This window comes from Flavobacterium sp. MR2016-29, from assembly GCF_015350695.1.
Classification (GTDB): domain Bacteria; phylum Bacteroidota; class Bacteroidia; order Flavobacteriales; family Flavobacteriaceae; genus Flavobacterium.
Window position 1 is genome coordinate 1 of the sequence record NZ_JADKPU010000008.1, and the last position, 19,227, is coordinate 19,227.

Below are 19,227 nucleotides of genomic sequence, written 5' to 3' on the forward strand. Positions count from 1 at the left end.
AACTAACTGTGCTGCGGGCGGTTCGGGCTCAAGTGTTCCTTACAGTCAGGCTTATGGTGCTGTGCAGTCAACTGTTTCACAAGCACAGGCTGACAGTGATGGGCTGGCTAAATTCAATACAGACGGACTTGCATATGCCAATTCTAATGGTTATTGTACTTTCTACAGTGTAGCTTTAAGTGGCCCTTTTAGAAAAAATAATTGTCCAGACGGAGCAATACCATCTACTCTTCAATATACGCAGCCAGCGGGAGCGGTAACATCAACAATTTCGCAGAATGATGCTGATACAAATGGATATTTTAAATTTGCCACTGATGGTCAGGTTTATGTAAATGCCAATGGTGACTGTACCTTTAATAGTGTTGCCTTAGGTGGGTATTTTGCTAAAACTAATTGTCCAGCGGGTACAATTAGCTCACCAGCATCCTTTTATTATGGGCAAAGCGCCGGAACTATAACTTCTAAAATTTCACAAGCCGATGCAGATTCGCGTGCAATTTTAAAATTCAACACAGATGGACCGGTTTATGCAAACTCAATAACAGGAGTATGTGAGTATTATAGCAGTCCTCTAAGTGGAACTTTTACAAAAAATAATTGCCCATCGGGAACAACTGGTTCCAGTGTAGTTTATTCGCTGGGTTCTGGAGCGGCCCGTTCAACAGTTTCTCAAGCTGAAGCAGATGCAGCAGCATTAAACTTATTCAATTATTATGGTCAGGCGCAAGCAAATGGAGGTACTTGTACATTTTATAGCCAACTGATTGTTTATCAAATTTATAAAAATGACTATTGCCCTCCAGGAACTACTTTTCCTTATGTTTATTACATTGTTGATCAGGGAGCATATAAATCGACTATATCACAGGCTGATGCAGATAATAAAGCATGGGCAGATGTAAGTGCCAATGCACAGGCATATGCTAATGCAAATGGACGTTGTCTGAACCCTGGAGAGACAGAAGAGTAAATATAGATTTCGATATTCAACAAAGACATTCAAAACTGATGAAAAAATATATACCAATTTTAATTCTATTTTTACTAGCAGAGGTGCTAACAGCCCAGACTTTCAGTGATAATAACTTTATTTATACAGCAGCACCAAAAAAACCGGTTCAGGCGGCCAGTTTTAATACGCTTACAAAAGATGATTTGGTTCAGACTGTAACTTATTTTGACGGGCTTGGCCGTCCAATACAAACTATTAAACCTGCTCAGGGCGGAAGTGGACAAGATATTGTAACACCAATAGAATATGATGGTCTTGGCAGGCAGGCAAAAGATTATCTTCCTTATGCTGTAGCAAATGGCGGTAACTATTATCCTCTAATAGATCCTCTTACAGCCGTTAATGCTGATGTAGCCTTTTACAATAATGACAAATATGAAAATACATCAAATCCCTTTTCAGAAAAACGATTTGAGTCATCCCCATTAAACAGAGTGTTAAAGCAGGCAGCACCTGGAACTTCATGGAAAATGGAGAGCGGTCACGAAATAAAACTGGATTATCAGACTAATACTTCCAATGATGCTGTAAAAAAATATACAGCAACTGCAGAGTGGCAGGCTAGTTTAGGTCTTTATGAGATCACTTTTTCTAACGGAGGAAGTTATGAAGAAAAAGAGCTGTACAAAAACGTAACTTATGACGAGAATTCGAACGCAAATCCGAGTGAATCTTCAGGTTCTACGATAGAATTTAAAAATAAGGAAGGGCAGATTGTTTTAAAAAGAAGCTACGAATCAGGCGACAGGCATGATACGTATTATGTGTATGATATTTATGGAAATTTAACCTATGTAATTCCGCCTAAGGCTGACGGCGTCATAAATGATGAAGTTTTAAACGGACTTTGTTATCAATATAAATATGATAACCGCAACAGGCTTGTTGAGAAAAAACTTCCGGGAAAACAGTGGGAATTTATCGTCTATGATAAATTAGACAGGCCAGTAGCTACTGGACCTGCATTATCACCTTTTAAAGATAATTCTGCAATAGGATGGATAATTACAAAATATGATGCTTTCAGCCGTCCGATATACACAGGCTGGAGCAGTCAGACTTCAAATTCGGTGACAAGAAAATCACTTCAGGATGCTCAAAACACCGCGACCGTATTGTATGAATACAAAACTCCTATGTCCATTGACGGTATCTCTACGAGTTACAACAACAGTATCGAACCTACCAGTTTTAAGCTTTTAACGGTTAATTATTATGATGATTATTCTTTTCCTGATGCTCAGCCTGTACCGTCTTCTGTTATAGGACAGACCGTTTTGACAAATGTAAAAGGACTGCCTACAGGAAGTTGGACAAGAGTTTTGACAACGGCTTCATCTATTGAAGGAGAAACAGCTACTGTTTTTTACGATCAGAAGGGAAGAGTTATAAGCAATTACCAAAAAAATCATCTTGGCGGTGTAAACCACACAGACAATGAACTTGATTTTACAGGAAAAACATTGACAGCCAAAACAGAGCATCAGCGTTCTGGAGGTGCTCCTAAAATTACTATAGAAGAGAAACTTACCTATTCTGCGCAAGATCGCCTGCTGACACACACACATAAAATAGGAGAGGGAACGCCACAGCTTTTAGCAGACAATACCTACGATGAAATGGGACAGCTCATGACTAAAAAAGTAGGCAACAGTACAGGAAACCCTTTGCAGAAAGTAGATTTTAATTACAATATCAGAGGGTGGCTTACGGCAATAAATGAAACGGGAAATTTAGATGTAGACGCAAGTTTGCCAGATTTATTTGCTTTTAAAATTAATTATGATAAACCCAGCAGTACAATCGTAAAAGATTTATATAACGGAAATATTTCTGAAACTATTTGGGAGACCTCTGATCATACATTACGTTCTTACAGATACGAATACGATAAACTCAACAGGTTAACCGCTGCAGTTTACGCAAAACCAGCATCAACAATTCCAGTATCAGGAGCTTACAATGAGAGTATCAGTTATGATAAAAACGGAAATATAAAGTTTCTTACTAGATTTGGGGGTAGCGATATGCCTTCAGTAGCGATGCAGATTGATGATCTAACTTACGGTTATCTGAATGAAAATTCAAACCTGCTTGTAAAAGTTACAGATGGGCTTTTAGGAAATGACAATGAGGGATTTAAAGACGGCAATAAAGGAAGTGATGACTTTGCCTATGATGCTAACGGAAATATGATCAGTGATAAAAATAAAAATATTACTGAGATTACTTATAATCATTTAAATCTTCCTAAAAAAATAGTATTTGCAACAGAAAATTCGATTGAGTATATTTACACTGCAAGTGGTCAAAAGCTAGAAAAAATTGTAAAAGAAGGTCTAGTAACCACAACGACCAATTATTTGGGAGGTTTTCAGTACAAAGATAATAATTTAGAGTTTTTTCCAACAGCTGAAGGATATGTTAAAAATAATGGAGGTACACTTGCCTACGTGTTTCAGTATAAAGATCACTTAGGAAACATACGGTTGAGTTACACAAAAGGTGCACAGGGTGAAATTGAAATTATCGATGAAGCACATTATTATCCTTTTGGGCTGAAACATGAGGGATATGTAACTTTACAGGAGAGCAGTAATAAGTATAAGTTTCTTGGTCAAGAGCGTCAGGACGAGCTAGGACTGAACTGGGACACATTTAGACATAGGAATTACGATTATGCTATTGGGAGATTTTTTGGAGTTGACCCTGTTTCGGAAGAGTACATGTCGATTTCTACTTATCAGTTTGCTCATAACAATCCTGTGTGGAAAGTTGAAATAGAAGGTTTGGAAGGAGCAGAATCTAATGGAAAGAAAGATGTTACAAATCATGAATCTGTTAAGGTAAAAAATACTCCAGTTCAAGGTTTTGTTGGAGGAGGATTAATTGAAACGAAGGTTATTCAAAAAACTACAACAGAAGTTGTCAAAGAAGTAACAACGGAAACAGTTAAAGCTGGAGGTAAAGTTTTAGGTAAAGTAGTAGGAACTATATTCGCTGTATTGACTGACTATATGAGTCCAAATTATGGAGGACGCACAAGCGAAATGCCTTTAAGGAATGATTTTAAAATTGATGAAAAATTAAGCATTAAAGACCATAAGGTTGGAGAGAAAACAATTGAAGAAACTGGTATAAAGAGACATGGAAACGAGAAAGAGAAAGAGAATCGATACAACCATATTTTTGGAAAAGAAGAGCATGATTTAGATAGTTTCGTGCAAAAGTTAGGCTCAGAAGATAAAGCTTACGATGCCGTCCAGAAAGCGGCAAATGAGGCATTAGCTAATGGAGAGTTAAGTCCAAACTCAAAAGGAATATTACCAAATGGCGATAAAGGAAATATAATAACAGTAAATGGCATGCAAATAAGACTTATTGGTGGTCGTGTATCAGGCGACCAAGTTAAAATTTCATCTTTTAGTAGAAAAGGTTTATAGAACATGGAAAAAATGAGCGAACTTGAATTAGCAGTTTTAAATAGCATTGCAAGAGAATATCCTATAATTAAAGAGCATATTCCTTATCTCATTGTTAAAAGCAGGGAGAAAACAGGTGTCGGAATGTATGTGAACTTTGCTTACAGTCATGACATGAAGATTAATGATTCTAATTTTATTAATGCATCATTAAGTACTAATGAAAATATTGAAATGGAAAAATTAGAATACGGATTAGGCTTTGAACTGGATATTACAGATGGCAAAGTAAATTTCATTGAATTTATTACTTATGGTGAAAATTGGGATGGCATTGTAAATGATTTCAAAATTACCAAAGATGATTAATGATTTACGTTGATTAGTATCTTTTGGAAGTAATCAAAGTAAACAGCCATTCCATAACGGAGTGGCTTTTGCTTTTATAGCAATTTAAAGTGTACCAAACTGTTAAAATAGAATTCAAGTTATCCTGCAATTGCTATGTAATCTCAATAGACTTGAAAAATAACTTCTCAGAGTACCCTCCCTCCTCGTATCCGCTGTTTTGATGCCAAATACCGAGATTTTAAGTGTCAAGTTACCTCCCCATCCTATAAAATTGTGTACCTGCTCCAATCGATACTATCGGAGCTTTAAGTGAAAACTTCGCAATTTTTAAAACTTACCAGACCAGTGTCTCATTTTGGAACAGTTATTTTCCTATCAGAAAAAAATATTTTTGAAAAAAAGTGCCAAAAAGCTACACTTTTCCAGATTCGTTAGTATTTATTGTAAAGATGCTTGACTAACTCTCTTGTATGGAGTTCCTGTATCTAAGCAATAACGATATACTAATCAATCAACAAAATGAAATATGAAGATTTAAAGAAATTTACAATAAGCACCAAAACCAGCAAAAGCACCATCTACCGATTCTACAAGAAGAATGAAGACCTATTTGCTGAAACTAAAAAACCAAGTGGAAAACGATTATTTCCAATTGACCACGCCAGATATTTTGACAGCGAAATGATGTTCGATGAGAACAAAGTCCTAAGACAAGAAAATCAATCCATGAGAAACCTCATTGATTGTCTGGCAGACAAAGAGAGCCTGCAACATACTTTCTGGCAGATGGATTGGAGTTTCTTCTTCACGGTATCTTACAAATCGGAGCGCAACAAGACCAGCTGTTTTAAGCAGATGCACGGGCTTTATGATTATCTGAACAAAAAGTATCAGGATTCAACGGAACTCAGACTGTTCTTTACAACAGAACCTTTCACTAACAGAAGCGGTCACCACAATCATTTCGTTATCCATGTCGGAAATAAAAAGCTACATGAGCAGATTGTGACCGACATTCAGCAGTACTTCAACTACGACAGAACCGATGTGAGCATCTATGACCGATACAAAGCTGGACTGTTCTACATGAGCAAAGAAAAGCTCAATGGAGAGGACTGGGATTTTATCAGCAACACTGCCAAAACTAAAGAAGATGAGAGTCAGGCTTAAGTTTTCCCAGCTCAAACGAGTGCTGATGACCGAACCGCTCAAACTTCCCCGCTCCGCGAAGAGTTCCTTTTTAAAAGCTGCGCAAATGTCTCTGACTTTGCGCAATTTTTTTGCCTGTTTGAAATTGCAAACGTTATAAAAGTCTCGTGACTTTTTACTAACTCTTCTAATAAAAAGGTTTGGATGAGTTCTGTTTTTTATTATAGAATGAACAAACTGTATTTTTATAATTATATTAAATTTGGTTTAAAGTCAGAGACCTTTTCGCATTTTCGTTTCTATATTTGATTTTGTAAATGTTGCGCAAAGTCAGAGACATTTGCGCAGCGCTGGCGATGAAGACTTTGCGGAGCGGGGGTTTATGATAAAACAGGCAAAAAACATAAAGGAGCATATAACCCTGAAACAGGAGAACAAATAAAAGAGGGAGAGAAAGAGAGAACAGCAACAAGAGCAAAATATGAGGTTCACCTAGAACCAATAAGTGTTCCTAATAGTTATCCTATTATTAAGATGCAACCACCTTCTCCTACGCAAACAGCTACTGTTTCAACAGTTTTAATTATTATTATGATTGTATTGTCTCCAATAGGAATTTAATTAAATAGAAATTATGAAAAAACAATTATTGATAGAATTATATAGTATTGAAAATGATTTATTTTTAGATGAAATTGACATCTCTAGATATGACTTAAAAAAAATAAACGAAATATGTCCTCCATATGATGAATTTGATTATGAATATTGCAACGGCTATGAAATAGAAGAAGAAGAAGAATTTATTAAGTTAAAAGAGTTTATTGAAGAATTAAAAACAATTGACTTTTTTAAATATAGTTGTAGTATAATAACGCGTCAGATTTAATTCCCAGCTATTGTATCGTAAACGCAATCAGAATAAAAGTCACTTCATTACGGAGTGACTTTTTGCTTATAATAACAACATTTATAGCACTTTAAAGTGTACCAAACTGTTAAAATAGAATTCAAGTTAGCGTGCATCTGCTTAGGAAGTCTCAATAGAATAGAAAAATAGTATTCAGAATATCCTCCTCCCCCTCTCCGCGAAGAGTTCCCTTTTTTAAAAGCTGCGCAAATGTCTCTGACTTTGCGCAATTTTTTTTGCTTCTTAGAAATTGTAAACGTTATAAAAGTCTCCTGACTTTTTCTCATTTTTTTTAATAAAATGTAATATAAAACTTATATTTTTGTGGGAAAATAAAAAGAGAAAATGAAAGAAGGATATGTAATTCGAGATCAAAGTCTGCCTCATTTTTTAACACCTACTGTTGTAGACTGGATAGATATTTTCTCTCGAAAAGTTTATCGCGATATAGTTATTGAATGTTTAGATTATTGCGTAAAAAACAAAGGAATGATTTTGTACGGTTATGTTATCATGACCAATCACATTCATTTAATTCTACAGTCTGAAGATGGAAAGCTATCTGATTTAATTCGAGATTTTAAGAAATTTATCGCAAAAAATATATTAGAAAAAATACAAAATAATCCAGAAAGCAGAAAAGAATGGATGCTTGAGCGTTTCAAATTGGCATCAGAAAAACATCAACGCAATAAAAACTTTCAATTTTGGCAATACGGTAATCATGCTGAAGAAATTTACACAGCTGATTTTATGTGGTCTAAATTGCATTATATACAATTAAATCCTGTCAGATCCGGTATTGTTGCAAAAGCTTCCGATTATATTTATTCTAGTGCCAGTAATTATGTAAATGATTCTGGCTTATTGCAAATTGAAAAAGCAGATAATCCTGTAATAAATGTTTTAGAACCTAAATCTTTGATCGTTCATAATTTATATTAAATTTGGTTTAAAGTCAGAGACTTTTTCGCGTTTTCGTTTTTATATTTGATTTTGTAAATGTGGCGCAAAGTCAGAGACATTTGCGCAGTGCTGACAATGAGTACTTTGCGGAGCGGGGGCAAGTAATTAATTGAATTAAATATGAGAAACTTAATATTTAGATTGTTTTTAATAATTATTACAGCGATTATATTTTTTACTTTTAGAGAATTAGCTTATTACGATTTTGTGATTACATTTTTATTGTTGATTGGCTTAATTATAAATTATCGAACAACAGAAAATACATATGATGTAATTTCAAATTATTTTTTTTGGATAATGATGTTTTTGTTTATTAACATTTTTAAAAAGATAGACCTTACTACTCTTTTAGATTCTTTTGTAATACTTTTAGTCCTTAAAACATCTGTCTTAATGTACAATTATCTTAAATATAAAAATGTTGCTGTAAACAATTCATATTTGAGTAAGATTTGGATTTTTACATTTTGTTTGTATCAAGTTGAAATTATATTGAACAGTACGCATGGACTAAAAAATTTATGTTTTTTTCTTGGATTGCTTTCAGTAACTGAAACTTTTTTAATCATTTTCAGAAATAAAGAATGGAAATTTGAGAAACCATATTTTTGGTTTTAGATTTGATTTTATAATGTGGCGCAAAGTCAGAGACATTTGCGCAGCGCTGACGATGAAGACTTTGCGCAGCGGTATATCAAAAAAAAGTAAACGTATGAAACTTAAATATTATTTATTTCTATCATTTTTTTTAATTACAACATCAAATATTTATTCTCAGAATGACAAAAAAATTTATGAAGTCATTATTTTTAAATGGGCAAAAGTAGAAAACAAAGATGTTAAGAAAGTGATTAAAATTGATTCACTAGGAAATATCTTTTTATCGAGACAAAAAACTAATAAAAAAGTTGAGTTAAAAAATTTCACGAAAAAGATTAATCAGTTTATCGAAGGAGAGAAACTTGAAAAAATTAATGGAGACAACAATCCACCAAGAATGAGTTTAATACCGAAAGAGGGAAAGCAAACTATTGCAATTTCGATAGTGTTTTTAAATGACTTTCGGAAAGAAATCAATTTAGCAAATAACACATATTATTCTTGGACTAAAACTGGATTAGAAATTAATAGCGAAGATTATTTGATTTTTAAATATTTAAACAAAACTGACATAAACACGATAAAATTCCTGCTGAAGTAAACTGACGGTGTTTAAGAAGTAGTACTATGAGAAATTAAATGTGCAAACAAAAATTGGGGACATAGTTAAGGGTGCAGTTTTGCCCCCTTAATCATTCCTTTATATCTCTTTTAAATAGTATCTTTTTCCCAGCTCCGCGAAGAGTTCCTTTTTAAAAGCTGTTGAAAATAAGCACAATGGGAAATTAGATAAAAAGATAATAAAAATGAATTATTCAATTAACAGTATAAAACTATTTTTTAAATGCATAATAGCGATATTATTTTTATGCAGCTGTAATGGACAAAATGCAAATAAAGAGGATTGTAAAACAAATTTTATAAAGGCAAGAACTAAACTCAATAAATTTTATACTGAAAACAATCCTGTTTTAATTTCTGATGCAGTAAAAGATGTTGAAAAATCTCTTGATTGTCCAGAAACTAGAAGCGCATCAATTGATTTGAAGATTTCTGCTCTTTCGCTTTTAAAAAAATATGATGTAGCATATAAATTTATAGATTCTCTTGAAGAAAAAGATTTTTCAAAACCTTATAAAAAGAAAATGCAGTACAATTTTTTTAAAGCTTTGGATTGTGAATCTAAATTGCAAAATGATGATAAAAAGAAATATTTTGATATAGCTATTACAGAAATACAGACTTTTATAAACAATCAAAAAACGATAGACCAAGAATCATATTATGAGTTATTTCTAGTAAAGTCAAAAATTTTGAGCGCAGAACAAGTTAGCGATGAAATTAATATCTTAAAAATAAAATATCCTGCTGACAAGAACTTTTTTGAATCGCTGAAAGAATCATTTGACGAAAATCCAAAACAAATTAATGCTTCTATAAATAATAATTAAAGGTTTCTTCCCTAAATCATCATTTTATAAGTTTTCATTTATTAAAAATAAACAGTCGCGAAAAAATAGTATAAAGAAGTGCATAAATGCAAATTTTAGAGAATAATTTATATGAATAATCTATAAAATTAGCTTATAATTGTGCTTTCTACACAATTGCAAAGACACATTTATTTTGAAGCATTTTGTTCTATATTTTTTATTCTTAATTGGTTTTTCTTCTGTAGGCACTGCGCAGGATAATCCAGTTAAATTTCTTGATATTTCTGATGGTTTGTCGAACAATTCGGTTACTACGATTTTTCAGGACAGCGACGGTTATATGTGGTTCGGAACCTATGACGGATTAAACCGCTATGACGGTTATAATTTTAAAGTTTTCCGCAACAGAATCAACGACAAAAAATCACTTCCCTTCAATACCATTTACAATATCGAAGGCGATTCTAAAAATAACATTTGGCTCGGAGGCTCAAACGGAGTGTGCATTTACAATAAAACAACGGCAACATTTCATCCGGTCGAATACAATGCATCAGAACAAAAAACAAAGATTTTAAAAGATGTCATTCATCAAATGCGCTCTGTTTCTGCAAATTTGGTTTTAATTGCTTCGCAAAGTTTAGGCTTGATCAGTTTCGAAAACGGATCATTAACAGGAAAACAAATTCCGCTAAAAGTCTCAGGCAATAAAAGCATTTCTAATTATGATGCGATTGCCATTCAAGATGATGTAAAAAAGGGAAATTGCTGGATTTACGTTCGCAATATCGGAATCTGCAGTTACTCTTATCAATCGAAAAATTTAAAAACTGTTTTTTCACTTTCTAAAGAAGTAAAATCCATGAAACTTTCTTCTGACGGAAATCTTCTGCTCGGAACAGATGAAGGACTTTTTTTATTCGATACTAAATCAGGTTCTATTTCAGAGAATTATTTTTCAGGAAAATGCAGTGTTACGGATATTCTTGTAGACAAGAAAAAAGAAATCTGGATAACAACAGACGGCTGTGGTATTTACAAAGTCATCGGAACAAATAAAAAAGCGATGCCGTACAATGCTGTAAATGAGAATCAGCTTGCCAAAAGCAATTCGGTTTGGAGTTTATACGAAGATAAAGCCGGCAACAAATGGTTCGGTTCACTGCGTGGCGGTATCAGCATGCTCAGCAATACGCCAAAATATTTTAAAAGCATCAGATATAATGCAAAAGATCCTGCTGAAAATTTTATTTTGTCTTTCTGTGAAGATGAAAAAAACAATCTTTGGGTTGGTACAGACGGTGCTGGATTAAAATATTGGAACCGAAAAAACAATACCTACATCAGTTACAGCAATAAACTCTCAAGCAATTTTATTACCGGAATTGCGCGTGACAATAATAACGAAATCTGGCTTTCGACCTGGGCTGGCGGTGTCAATAAAATCAATCCGAAGAACAATTCGGTTACACAATATTCCTGCTATAATCCGTATACAAAACAGGTGGAGAAAAACATTTGGTTTGTTTATAAAGACTCAAAAGCAAATATTTGGGCAAGCGCCACAAACGAAGGTTCGCTGTACGTTTTAGACAGAACTAAAAACAGTTTTTCGCTTTTTGATCAATCCATCAATAACCTGCAATGTCTAACCGAAACCAGCGACGGAAAACTTTGGGGAGGAAATTATACCAGTTTATTTTCTATCGAAAAAAGAACTCGAAAAATCAATAAAGTTACCATCGGAAATCCTGTAAGATGCATTCACGAAGACAAAGACAAAAATCTCTGGCTCGGTACGCAGGAAGGCGGATTACTTTTATTTGACCGAAAAACCAATACTTTTAAAAGACTTACCACAGATGACGGCTTGCCTTCGAACACCATTTTGCGACTGCTTGAAGACAAAGAAGGAAATCTTTGGATGAGTACATACAATGGCATTTGCCGTTTTGACAAAAAAAGAAAAACATTCCGAAATTTCTCTGTCAACGACGGACTTCAAAGCAATCAGTTTAGTTTTAATGCGGGAATCAAATTATCCACTGGAGAATTTTTATTTGGAGGAATAAATGGCTTTAATCTCTTTTTTCCGGAAGCCATCAAAGGGTTTAATCAGGAAAATAATTTACTGTTGACTGATTTTTACGTAAACAATCAGCCAATCGAAGAAAGCAAAGCCGAGTTGGTTTCAGAAGGAAATTCAACTAAAGTAAAAGAAGTAATCCTGGCTTACGATCAAACGACTTTGTCTTTAGAATTTGTTGCGCTCGATTATAACAACGCCGACAAAATAAATTATGCCTATTATCTAGAAGGTTGGGATGAGCAGTGGAATTATGTGGGTCAAGCCCGAAAAGCCAATTATGCGAGATTGACCGAAGGTAAATATACATTTAAGGTAAAAACCACTAATTTTAAAGGAGGCTGGAACAAAGAAGTAAGTCTGGTTACGATAGAAGTTTTACCGCCGTGGTACAGAACTTGGTGGGCTTATACCTTGTATTTATTAGCTGTTGTAGGCGTTTTGGTTGCGTATTTAGAGTACAATAAGAATAAAGAAAAACTAAAATACAAAGTAAAAATAGCCGAACTCGAAAGCAAAAAAGAAAAGGAAATTGCAGAGAAACAATCGTCGATGTTTACCTATATCTCGCACGAGTTCAGAACACCGCTTTCGCTGATTATCAATCCGCTTAAAAAAGCAGTTCAGAAAGAAAATGTTCAAAACGGTTCTTCTGGAAGCGATTTAGCCATCGCGCATCGAAATGCCAGAAGACTTTTGAGCTTGGTAGATCAGTTATTGCTTTTCAGAAAAGCTGAAAATGATGGCGATACCCTTAGATTATCTCCAATAAATGTAAATAATCTTTGCAATGAGGTATATCAATGTTTTGTAAATCAGGCAAAAGATAAAAATATCAATTATAATTTTAATATTCCGAATCGTGAAATTGTAATTATTGGAGATTATGAAAAAATCGAAATTTCCTTATTCAACCTGATGTCAAATGCATTTAAGTATACGCAGATTGGAGGTGAAATTACACTTAAACTTAACGAAACAGAGAATGAAGTCGAACTGGAAATCTCAGACAACGGCGACGGAATCGACAAAAAAGATATTGAGGTTATTTTTGAGAAATTCAAACAAATCAATTCGAAAGTTTCGGTTGGAACCGGTTTCGGAATCGGACTTTTTATTGTAAAATATTTTGTTGACAAACACAAAGGAAGCGTAAGCTGCAGGAGTGAAATAGGCAAGGGAAGTACTTTTAAGCTGACTTTTCTTAAAGGAAACAGCCATTTTGAAGACGTTGAAATTACCAATGAAGTTCCGAAAAGAAGCCAGCTGTTTGATGAATTGATAATGGATGAAGAAGAAAATACACTTTCAAATGCTTCCATTGCTGGAAATGAACTTCAGAAAGTAATGCTGACAGACAAGCGAACCATTTTGATAATAGATGATAATGCAGAAATTCGTGCTTATTTGATGAAATTGTTTTCTGAAAACTATATGGTTTACAGCGCAGAAAATGGAGAAGAAGGCTTAAAACTGACCAAAAAACACATGCCTGATTTAATAATTAGTGATATTACTATGGAAGAAATGGACGGACTTGAATTGTGCCGAAAAATAAAAGAAAGCAACGATTTATCTCATATTCCGGTCATTTTATTAACGGCATCTAAAAATCCCGAAACACATCTTCAGGGAATCAGTGACGGCGCTGATGATTATATTACAAAACCTTTTGATGATGATATACTCGCAGCGCGTGTAGAATCTTTATTAAGAAACCGCAGCAATCTGCGAACCTATTTCTTAGACAGTATTACACTGAAAGAGAACACACAGAAAGTTCCAGTAGAATATCAGGAAATTTTGAAAAAGTGTATCGATATTGTCGAGTCGAATATTCATAAAAAAGATTTTACCATTAAGAATTTTGCACTCGAAATGGGAATGAGCCATAGAACGCTTTACACAAAAATCAAAATTATTTCCGGACAGACTTTAAATGCTTTTATCCGTTCGGTACGAATTCGAAGAGCTGCAATGCTGATGCTGACCGAAGATATGAATATTGCGCAGGCAAGTGCCGAAGTTGGTTTTGAAGATCCAAAATATTTTAGACAGCAGTTTGTAAAACTCTTCGGAATGACACCTTCAGAATACATTAAAAAGTACAAGAATTCTTTTAATTCGGATCTTAATATTATCAAATAAAACATTTTCAGAATTTCATTCTTTGAAAATTCTAGCCCTTTTTGACAGTTGAGTTGTTATTATTTGAAAAATTTCAAACGTTTTAGCTGTAAATTAAAGATTTATTCAATAATTACATATTGTTTAAAAATAACCGATTATTTTTTAATACTCCATAATTTTTAATCCATTATTAAAGTGAATTGCAATTTTGACCTCCTTTTTTTTCCATTTTACCCCTCATCAGAAGTTTGATTTAGACATTTCTTTGCACTTAACAGTAGTGATTTTAGTTGCATTACTGTGTATAGTAATAAGTGTTTATTTTTTGGTAAGTTTTTAATCTGCTTAAAGAATTGAGCCTTCTTTAAAATAAGATTGTAAGAGTTGGTTTTACGAATTACTTATCTGGCCCGCAATTAAAATTGCGGGCTAAAAAATAAAATAAAGACTTTGATATCGGCTATATTCCGATATCTATTTAAAGAGGAAAAAACAAAAAAAAGAATATTAATCAAACTTTACTAACATGACAAAAACCACAACCATGATTTTTTATTGTCCATTTTCTCTTTCGGAAAGGCAATCTAGATCTTCTTCAAAAATGAGTTGCTCTCATTTTAAATCACAATTATTTTTCGCATAAACAAACTAACTAACCTAACCTTAAAATTAAAGAGATGAAAAAAAATATATTTTTATTTTTTCTTGCCCTTTTTGCTGTCCTTTTTACCGGATGCCAAAATAATGAATCTGGTTTTCCAGCCTCAGATGATCCTACAGTTGTAGTTTCTACTAAAGAAATTTACGGAGCACCCAGCAGAAAATTTGAAATTAAAGCCGCATTGGCAGATGATTTAGGATTAAAGAGCGTACAGATTCAAATTCCAGAATTATCTCTGGATAAAGTAATCACATTTGCTTCTGATCCGTTGCTTAAAACATATGATCTAAGTTACTTTTTTGAAATTCCTGCAAACAGAGGAACTTCTGAAGCTTTCAAAATAAAACTTACCATTACAGACGTTTCTGGAAACGCTGTTGACGAAGAAATTAATCTGCGTTTAGACGGAGAATTCGCCGCGCCTGCAATAAGTATGATTACGCCAAAAGAAGGCGCTGTTATTTTATTGTCTACCAGCAACAAAATGCCTGTAAATTTTGTGGTAAATGACGATTCTGGTATCGATTATGTTCAAGTTCAATGTGCCGCTTTGGGAATTGATGAAAAAGTAACATTAACAGGAGCGCCTCAATCCTATACTTTTAATAAAACATTTACATTGCCTGTTACTGCAGCAAATTATGTTTTAACGATTACAGCAAAAGATAAATTTGCTATTCCGAACACAGGAACTTTAAGTGTAAATATAGTAGCGACAAACGAATATCCTGCAATTTATTTATGCGATCAGCCAAAAGGCACCAGCTTAACTATTGATGCTGTTGGAGTTCCGATGTATTTTCATGAAAAAAACGGACAAGATTTTGAGTTTAAATATTACGCAGATAAAGACAATAAAGAAGTGTATTTCTTAGGTCAGGAAGCTGATTTTGCGCCACACTGTTTTGGTCTGAATGCAGAAGGAGGATTAGTTGATGATGTTGCTTCTACACCAATTATTTTGCCGACAAAAGGCTATTATGTTATCAAAGTAAATCCAAATACATTGAAATATACAGCAACTAAATATACGCCGGCAAGCAAAGTCTGGGCAGATGTTGCAAACGGATTATGGCATGATGATGAAGCAAAAAGAAAACCTTTCGTGAGTGTTTGTGGTGGCGGTATTCAAGGTGCCGATTGGGATACTTGGACAGCTTGGACACAAACCGGACTGCATTTGGCAAATAATCCAAACAACCCTTATCAATTAATTGGAGAATATACTTTAACAGGAACTATGGAGGCGACTTTTACAGGTCAATGGTGGAGCCCTTCTTGGAGATTGATTAAAAATGGTATTGCGACAATGTCGCCAGGCGAAAATGGCAATGCCAAATACCCTGCAGCTCCCGGAGTATATAAAGTAGTTCTTGATACGGAGCTAGAAAGAGTTTTTATAACCAAAAAATAAATCGTTATGACTTCGTTATAACATTTAATAAATAAAATATCTTAAGATGAAATTTAAATATATATGGTTTTTTATAGCCCTTATGTATACTGCTGTATCATTTGGACAAATAAAAGTAACAGGTACTGTTAAAGATAAAGGAGCCGTGCCAATTCCGGGTGTAAATCTAGTTGTAAAGGGAACTGCTGTAACAGCGGCAACGGATTATGATGGTAATTTTGTAATTAATGTGCCAAACAAAAATGCTCAGATCGAATTTTCTTTTGTTGGTTTTACTAATAAAATAATTCAAGTTGGCGATAAAACAACTTTTGATGTTATTCTAGAAGAATCAAGCCAGGCATTAGATGAAATTGTAGTTGTAGGTTATGCTTCTGTAAAAAAGAGCGATGTAACGAGTTCTATTTCTTCTGTAAAAGGAAAAGAACTTCAGACCATGACAGTAGGTAACGTAGCCGAATCTTTGCAAGGAAAAGTTTCTGGAGTTCAAGTAACTGGACAAGGAGGTCCGGGAGCACAGCCAAGAGTTTTAATACGTGGTATTTCGACAGTAAATTTAAGTACAGATCCGCTTTATGTTGTTGATGGTATTCCGATGGGAACCAGCATTAATTTCTTAAGCAACAATGAAATCGAATCTATGGAAGTATTAAAAGATGCTTCTGCAAGTGCAATTTACGGTTCTCGTGCTTCTAATGGAGTTATTTTAATTACCACTAAAAAAGGTAAAGTTGGTAAAACCAGATTCAATTTTGACACCAGTTCTGGTATGCAGTTAATGAGTAATCCCTATCATATGGCAGATGCTGAAGGATATGCAACAATCTTGAATAAAGCATACAACAATTCAGGTTATTCGGATTATTTGCCAAATCCATCTCAATACAGAGGAAAAACTACAGACTGGTGGAATGCCGGAATTAAAGGCGGTGCTCCTGTAACAAATGCTTCTTTAGGAGTTAGCGGCGGTTCTGAAAAACATACGTATGCCATCAGCTTAAATTATTATAATGCTGAATCTATTTATGAAGTGTGCGGATGGGAAAGAATTACAATGAGAATAGCCAATGATTTTAAATTCTCTGATAAATTCTCTGCAGGAATCACTTTAAACCCGCGTTACGAAACATACGGTACTCCAGGAAACTGGGCAGATTTTGATAAAATTGATCCCATTACGCCAATTTACAAACCAGCTGATCAATTAACGGGCTTAGAAAACGAATACAGCATTTTTGCACGTTCTCCATCTTATGTATGGAATCCGATTGCATCTGTAAAAAGATACGACGATTTTACAGATCAATACAACTTAAATACAAATGGTTATTTGCAATATGAGCCAATCAAAGGTTTAGTAATCCGCACACAAGGATCTATCGAAGTAGGTGATAAAGTAAGAAGCAGATTTGTTCCTGATTTTATAATCGATGCAGCGCACGAAAAACAAGAGATCAATACAATTGAAAGATGGAATACTACGAATGTAGACTGGACTTGGCAAAATACAATTACCTATTCTAAAACATTTGCAGAAAAGCATAATGCTTCTTTAATGGTGGGCAACACGATGGAAGAATATAATGGTTCTGATCTTTGGGGTTATGGAGAAGGTGTTCCAAACAACTCTGATTCTATGAGAGAGTTAAATGCAGCAACTAAAAACCGTAACAGCGGTGGTAATAGCTGGTCAAGTTCTTTGATGTCTTATATTTCTCGTTTTTCATATAATTATGATGGAAAATATTATTTCACGGGTACTTTTAGACGTGACGGATCCTCAAAATTCATGACAAACAATAAGTGGGCAAATTTTCCGTCGGCTTCTGTTTCTTGGAGAATCTTAAACGAAGGTTTTATGGAATCTGCAAAAGATGTTCTTAGTGATTTAAGATTTAGAGCAGGCTGGGGTAAAGTGGGTAACCAAGGTTTGCCAACTGCTGTTTATCAGTCAAATATCGGGCAGGGATTTTATCCAATCGGTGATGTTATTGGCGATACTTCTTTTCCATCGTCTATGGCAAATAAAGATATTAAATGGGAAACTGTTGAGGACATCAGTTTTGGACTTGATTTTGGATTATGGAAAAACAAACTTTCAGGATCGTTGGAATATTATCAAAAGAAAACAGAAGATATGTTATTCTTAAAACAATTTCCAACCTACAGCGGATTTCCAGGGTATTCAACAATCTGGACAAACGTAGGTTCTATGCAGTCTAGCGGGATCGATTTATTAATTTCTTATAAAGATAAAAAAGGAGATTTCTCATATGGAGCAGATGTAACTTTTACTACTGTAAATGTAGAAATGCTTTCTCTTTCTGCTGATGGAGAAAAATTATACGGAGCAGGAAACAGAACGTTGACTGTAAAAGGAGAAGAGCCAGGCTATTTCTACGGATATGTTGCTGACGGATTATTCCAAAATCAGACAGAGTTAAATTCTCATACAGACGAACACGGAACAAAATTACAGCCTTATGCGCAAGTGGGCGATGTTCGTTTTAAAGATGTAAACGGAGACGGAAAACTAGACGATAAAGACAGAACAAAAATTGGTTCTCCTTGGGCAGATTATAACATTGGATTGAATTTGAATTTTGCTTACAAACAATTTGATTTGGTAGCGAATTTCTACTCAAGCATTGGAAATGATATTGTCAATCAAAATATTTCAGATTTATACAACGGAGCAAGCTTAACAAACAAAGTAAGCGGCTTAGACCAAATGGCATGGCACGGAGAAGGAACTTCTAATTCTATTCCGCGTTTGTCTAAAGATGACAACAATGAGAACTTTACAAAATTTTCTTCTCTTTATGTTGAAGACGGTTCTTATGTACGTATGAAAAATTTACAATTAGGATATTCATTCTACAATAAATTCGGATTAGATAAATTGAGGATCTCATTATCAGGTCAAAATTTATGGACATGGACAAACTATACAGGTGTTGATCCAGAAGTTGGAGGAGGAGATCCAAATGCAGGCGACAGAGTAAAAGGATCAGGTTTTGGAGGATGGAATTATCCAGTACAGCCAACAATCTTGATGGGTCTTAATGTAGCATTTTAATAAAAACG

11 protein-coding genes and 1 pseudogene are annotated in these 19,227 nt (G+C 34.2%); all 12 read left to right on the forward strand.

Annotated elements, in window-relative coordinates:
• Positions 1-973 (forward strand): DUF5977 domain-containing protein (locus tag IR010_RS16185; RefSeq protein WP_228515177.1); only part of this gene is annotated, 973 nt, incomplete at its 5' end.
• A 38-nt stretch (positions 974-1,011) separates the two neighbouring features.
• The gene (locus IR010_RS16190) at positions 1,012-4,458 is read left to right on the forward strand and encodes a DUF6443 domain-containing protein (protein WP_194605317.1); all 3,447 of its coding nucleotides are present in this window, start codon (positions 1,012-1,014) and stop codon (positions 4,456-4,458) included.
• 12 nt (positions 4,459-4,470) lie between these two features.
• Positions 4,471-4,806 carry a hypothetical protein gene (locus IR010_RS16195; RefSeq protein ID WP_194605320.1) on the forward strand — a complete coding sequence of 112 codons (336 nt, stop codon included), beginning with the start codon at positions 4,471-4,473 and terminating at the stop codon, positions 4,804-4,806.
• Positions 4,807-5,307: 501 nt separating this feature from the next.
• The gene (locus IR010_RS16200; RefSeq protein ID WP_194605323.1) at positions 5,308-5,958 is read left to right on the forward strand and encodes a hypothetical protein; all 651 of its coding nucleotides are present in this window, start codon (positions 5,308-5,310) and stop codon (positions 5,956-5,958) included.
• A 372-nt stretch (positions 5,959-6,330) separates the two neighbouring features.
• Positions 6,331-6,558 (forward strand): annotated as a pseudogene (locus tag IR010_RS20265) (hypothetical protein); the annotation flags it as partial.
• 13 nt (positions 6,559-6,571) lie between these two features.
• Positions 6,572-6,826 (forward strand): hypothetical protein, encoded by a 255-nt coding sequence (locus IR010_RS16210; RefSeq protein WP_194605326.1) that lies wholly within the window; start codon positions 6,572-6,574, stop codon positions 6,824-6,826.
• Positions 6,827-7,192: 366 nt separating this feature from the next.
• Positions 7,193-7,792: an REP-associated tyrosine transposase gene (locus IR010_RS16215; RefSeq protein WP_194605329.1), complete on the forward strand. Its 600-nt coding sequence runs from the start codon at positions 7,193-7,195 to the stop codon at positions 7,790-7,792.
• Positions 7,793-8,528: 736 nt separating this feature from the next.
• Positions 8,529-9,017: a hypothetical protein gene (locus tag IR010_RS16220; protein ID WP_194605332.1), complete on the forward strand. Its 489-nt coding sequence runs from the start codon at positions 8,529-8,531 to the stop codon at positions 9,015-9,017.
• A 205-nt stretch (positions 9,018-9,222) separates the two neighbouring features.
• On the forward strand, positions 9,223-9,867 hold the full coding sequence (locus IR010_RS16225) for a hypothetical protein (protein WP_194605336.1): 645 nt from the start codon (positions 9,223-9,225) through the stop codon (positions 9,865-9,867).
• A gap of 175 nt (positions 9,868-10,042) precedes the next feature.
• Positions 10,043-14,083 carry a two-component regulator propeller domain-containing protein gene (locus tag IR010_RS16230; protein ID WP_194605339.1) on the forward strand — a complete coding sequence of 1,347 codons (4,041 nt, stop codon included), beginning with the start codon at positions 10,043-10,045 and terminating at the stop codon, positions 14,081-14,083.
• A 659-nt stretch (positions 14,084-14,742) separates the two neighbouring features.
• Positions 14,743-16,140 carry a hypothetical protein gene (locus tag IR010_RS16235; RefSeq protein ID WP_194605342.1) on the forward strand — a complete coding sequence of 466 codons (1,398 nt, stop codon included), beginning with the start codon at positions 14,743-14,745 and terminating at the stop codon, positions 16,138-16,140.
• Between the two features lie 46 nt (positions 16,141-16,186).
• Positions 16,187-19,219 carry a SusC/RagA family TonB-linked outer membrane protein gene (locus tag IR010_RS16240; protein ID WP_194605345.1) on the forward strand — a complete coding sequence of 1,011 codons (3,033 nt, stop codon included), beginning with the start codon at positions 16,187-16,189 and terminating at the stop codon, positions 19,217-19,219.
• Positions 19,220-19,227: the final 8 nt, after the last annotated feature.

Bases quoted from the DNA above. Each gene is read 5' to 3' on its own strand.
- IR010_RS16190 (WP_194605317.1), top strand. From the start codon at position 1,012: ATGAAAAAATATATACCAATTTTAATTCTATTTTTACTAGCAGAGGTG.
- IR010_RS16195 (WP_194605320.1), top strand. From the start codon at position 4,471: ATGAGCGAACTTGAATTAGCAGTTTTAAATAGCATTGCAAGAGAATAT.
- IR010_RS16200 (WP_194605323.1), top strand. From the start codon at position 5,308: ATGAAATATGAAGATTTAAAGAAATTTACAATAAGCACCAAAACCAGC.
- IR010_RS16210 (WP_194605326.1), top strand. From the start codon at position 6,572: ATGAAAAAACAATTATTGATAGAATTATATAGTATTGAAAATGATTTA.
- IR010_RS16215 (WP_194605329.1), top strand. From the start codon at position 7,193: ATGAAAGAAGGATATGTAATTCGAGATCAAAGTCTGCCTCATTTTTTA.
- IR010_RS16220 (WP_194605332.1), top strand. From the start codon at position 8,529: ATGAAACTTAAATATTATTTATTTCTATCATTTTTTTTAATTACAACA.
- IR010_RS16225 (WP_194605336.1), top strand. From the start codon at position 9,223: ATGAATTATTCAATTAACAGTATAAAACTATTTTTTAAATGCATAATA.
- IR010_RS16235 (WP_194605342.1), top strand. From the start codon at position 14,743: ATGAAAAAAAATATATTTTTATTTTTTCTTGCCCTTTTTGCTGTCCTT.
- IR010_RS16240 (WP_194605345.1), top strand. From the start codon at position 16,187: ATGAAATTTAAATATATATGGTTTTTTATAGCCCTTATGTATACTGCT.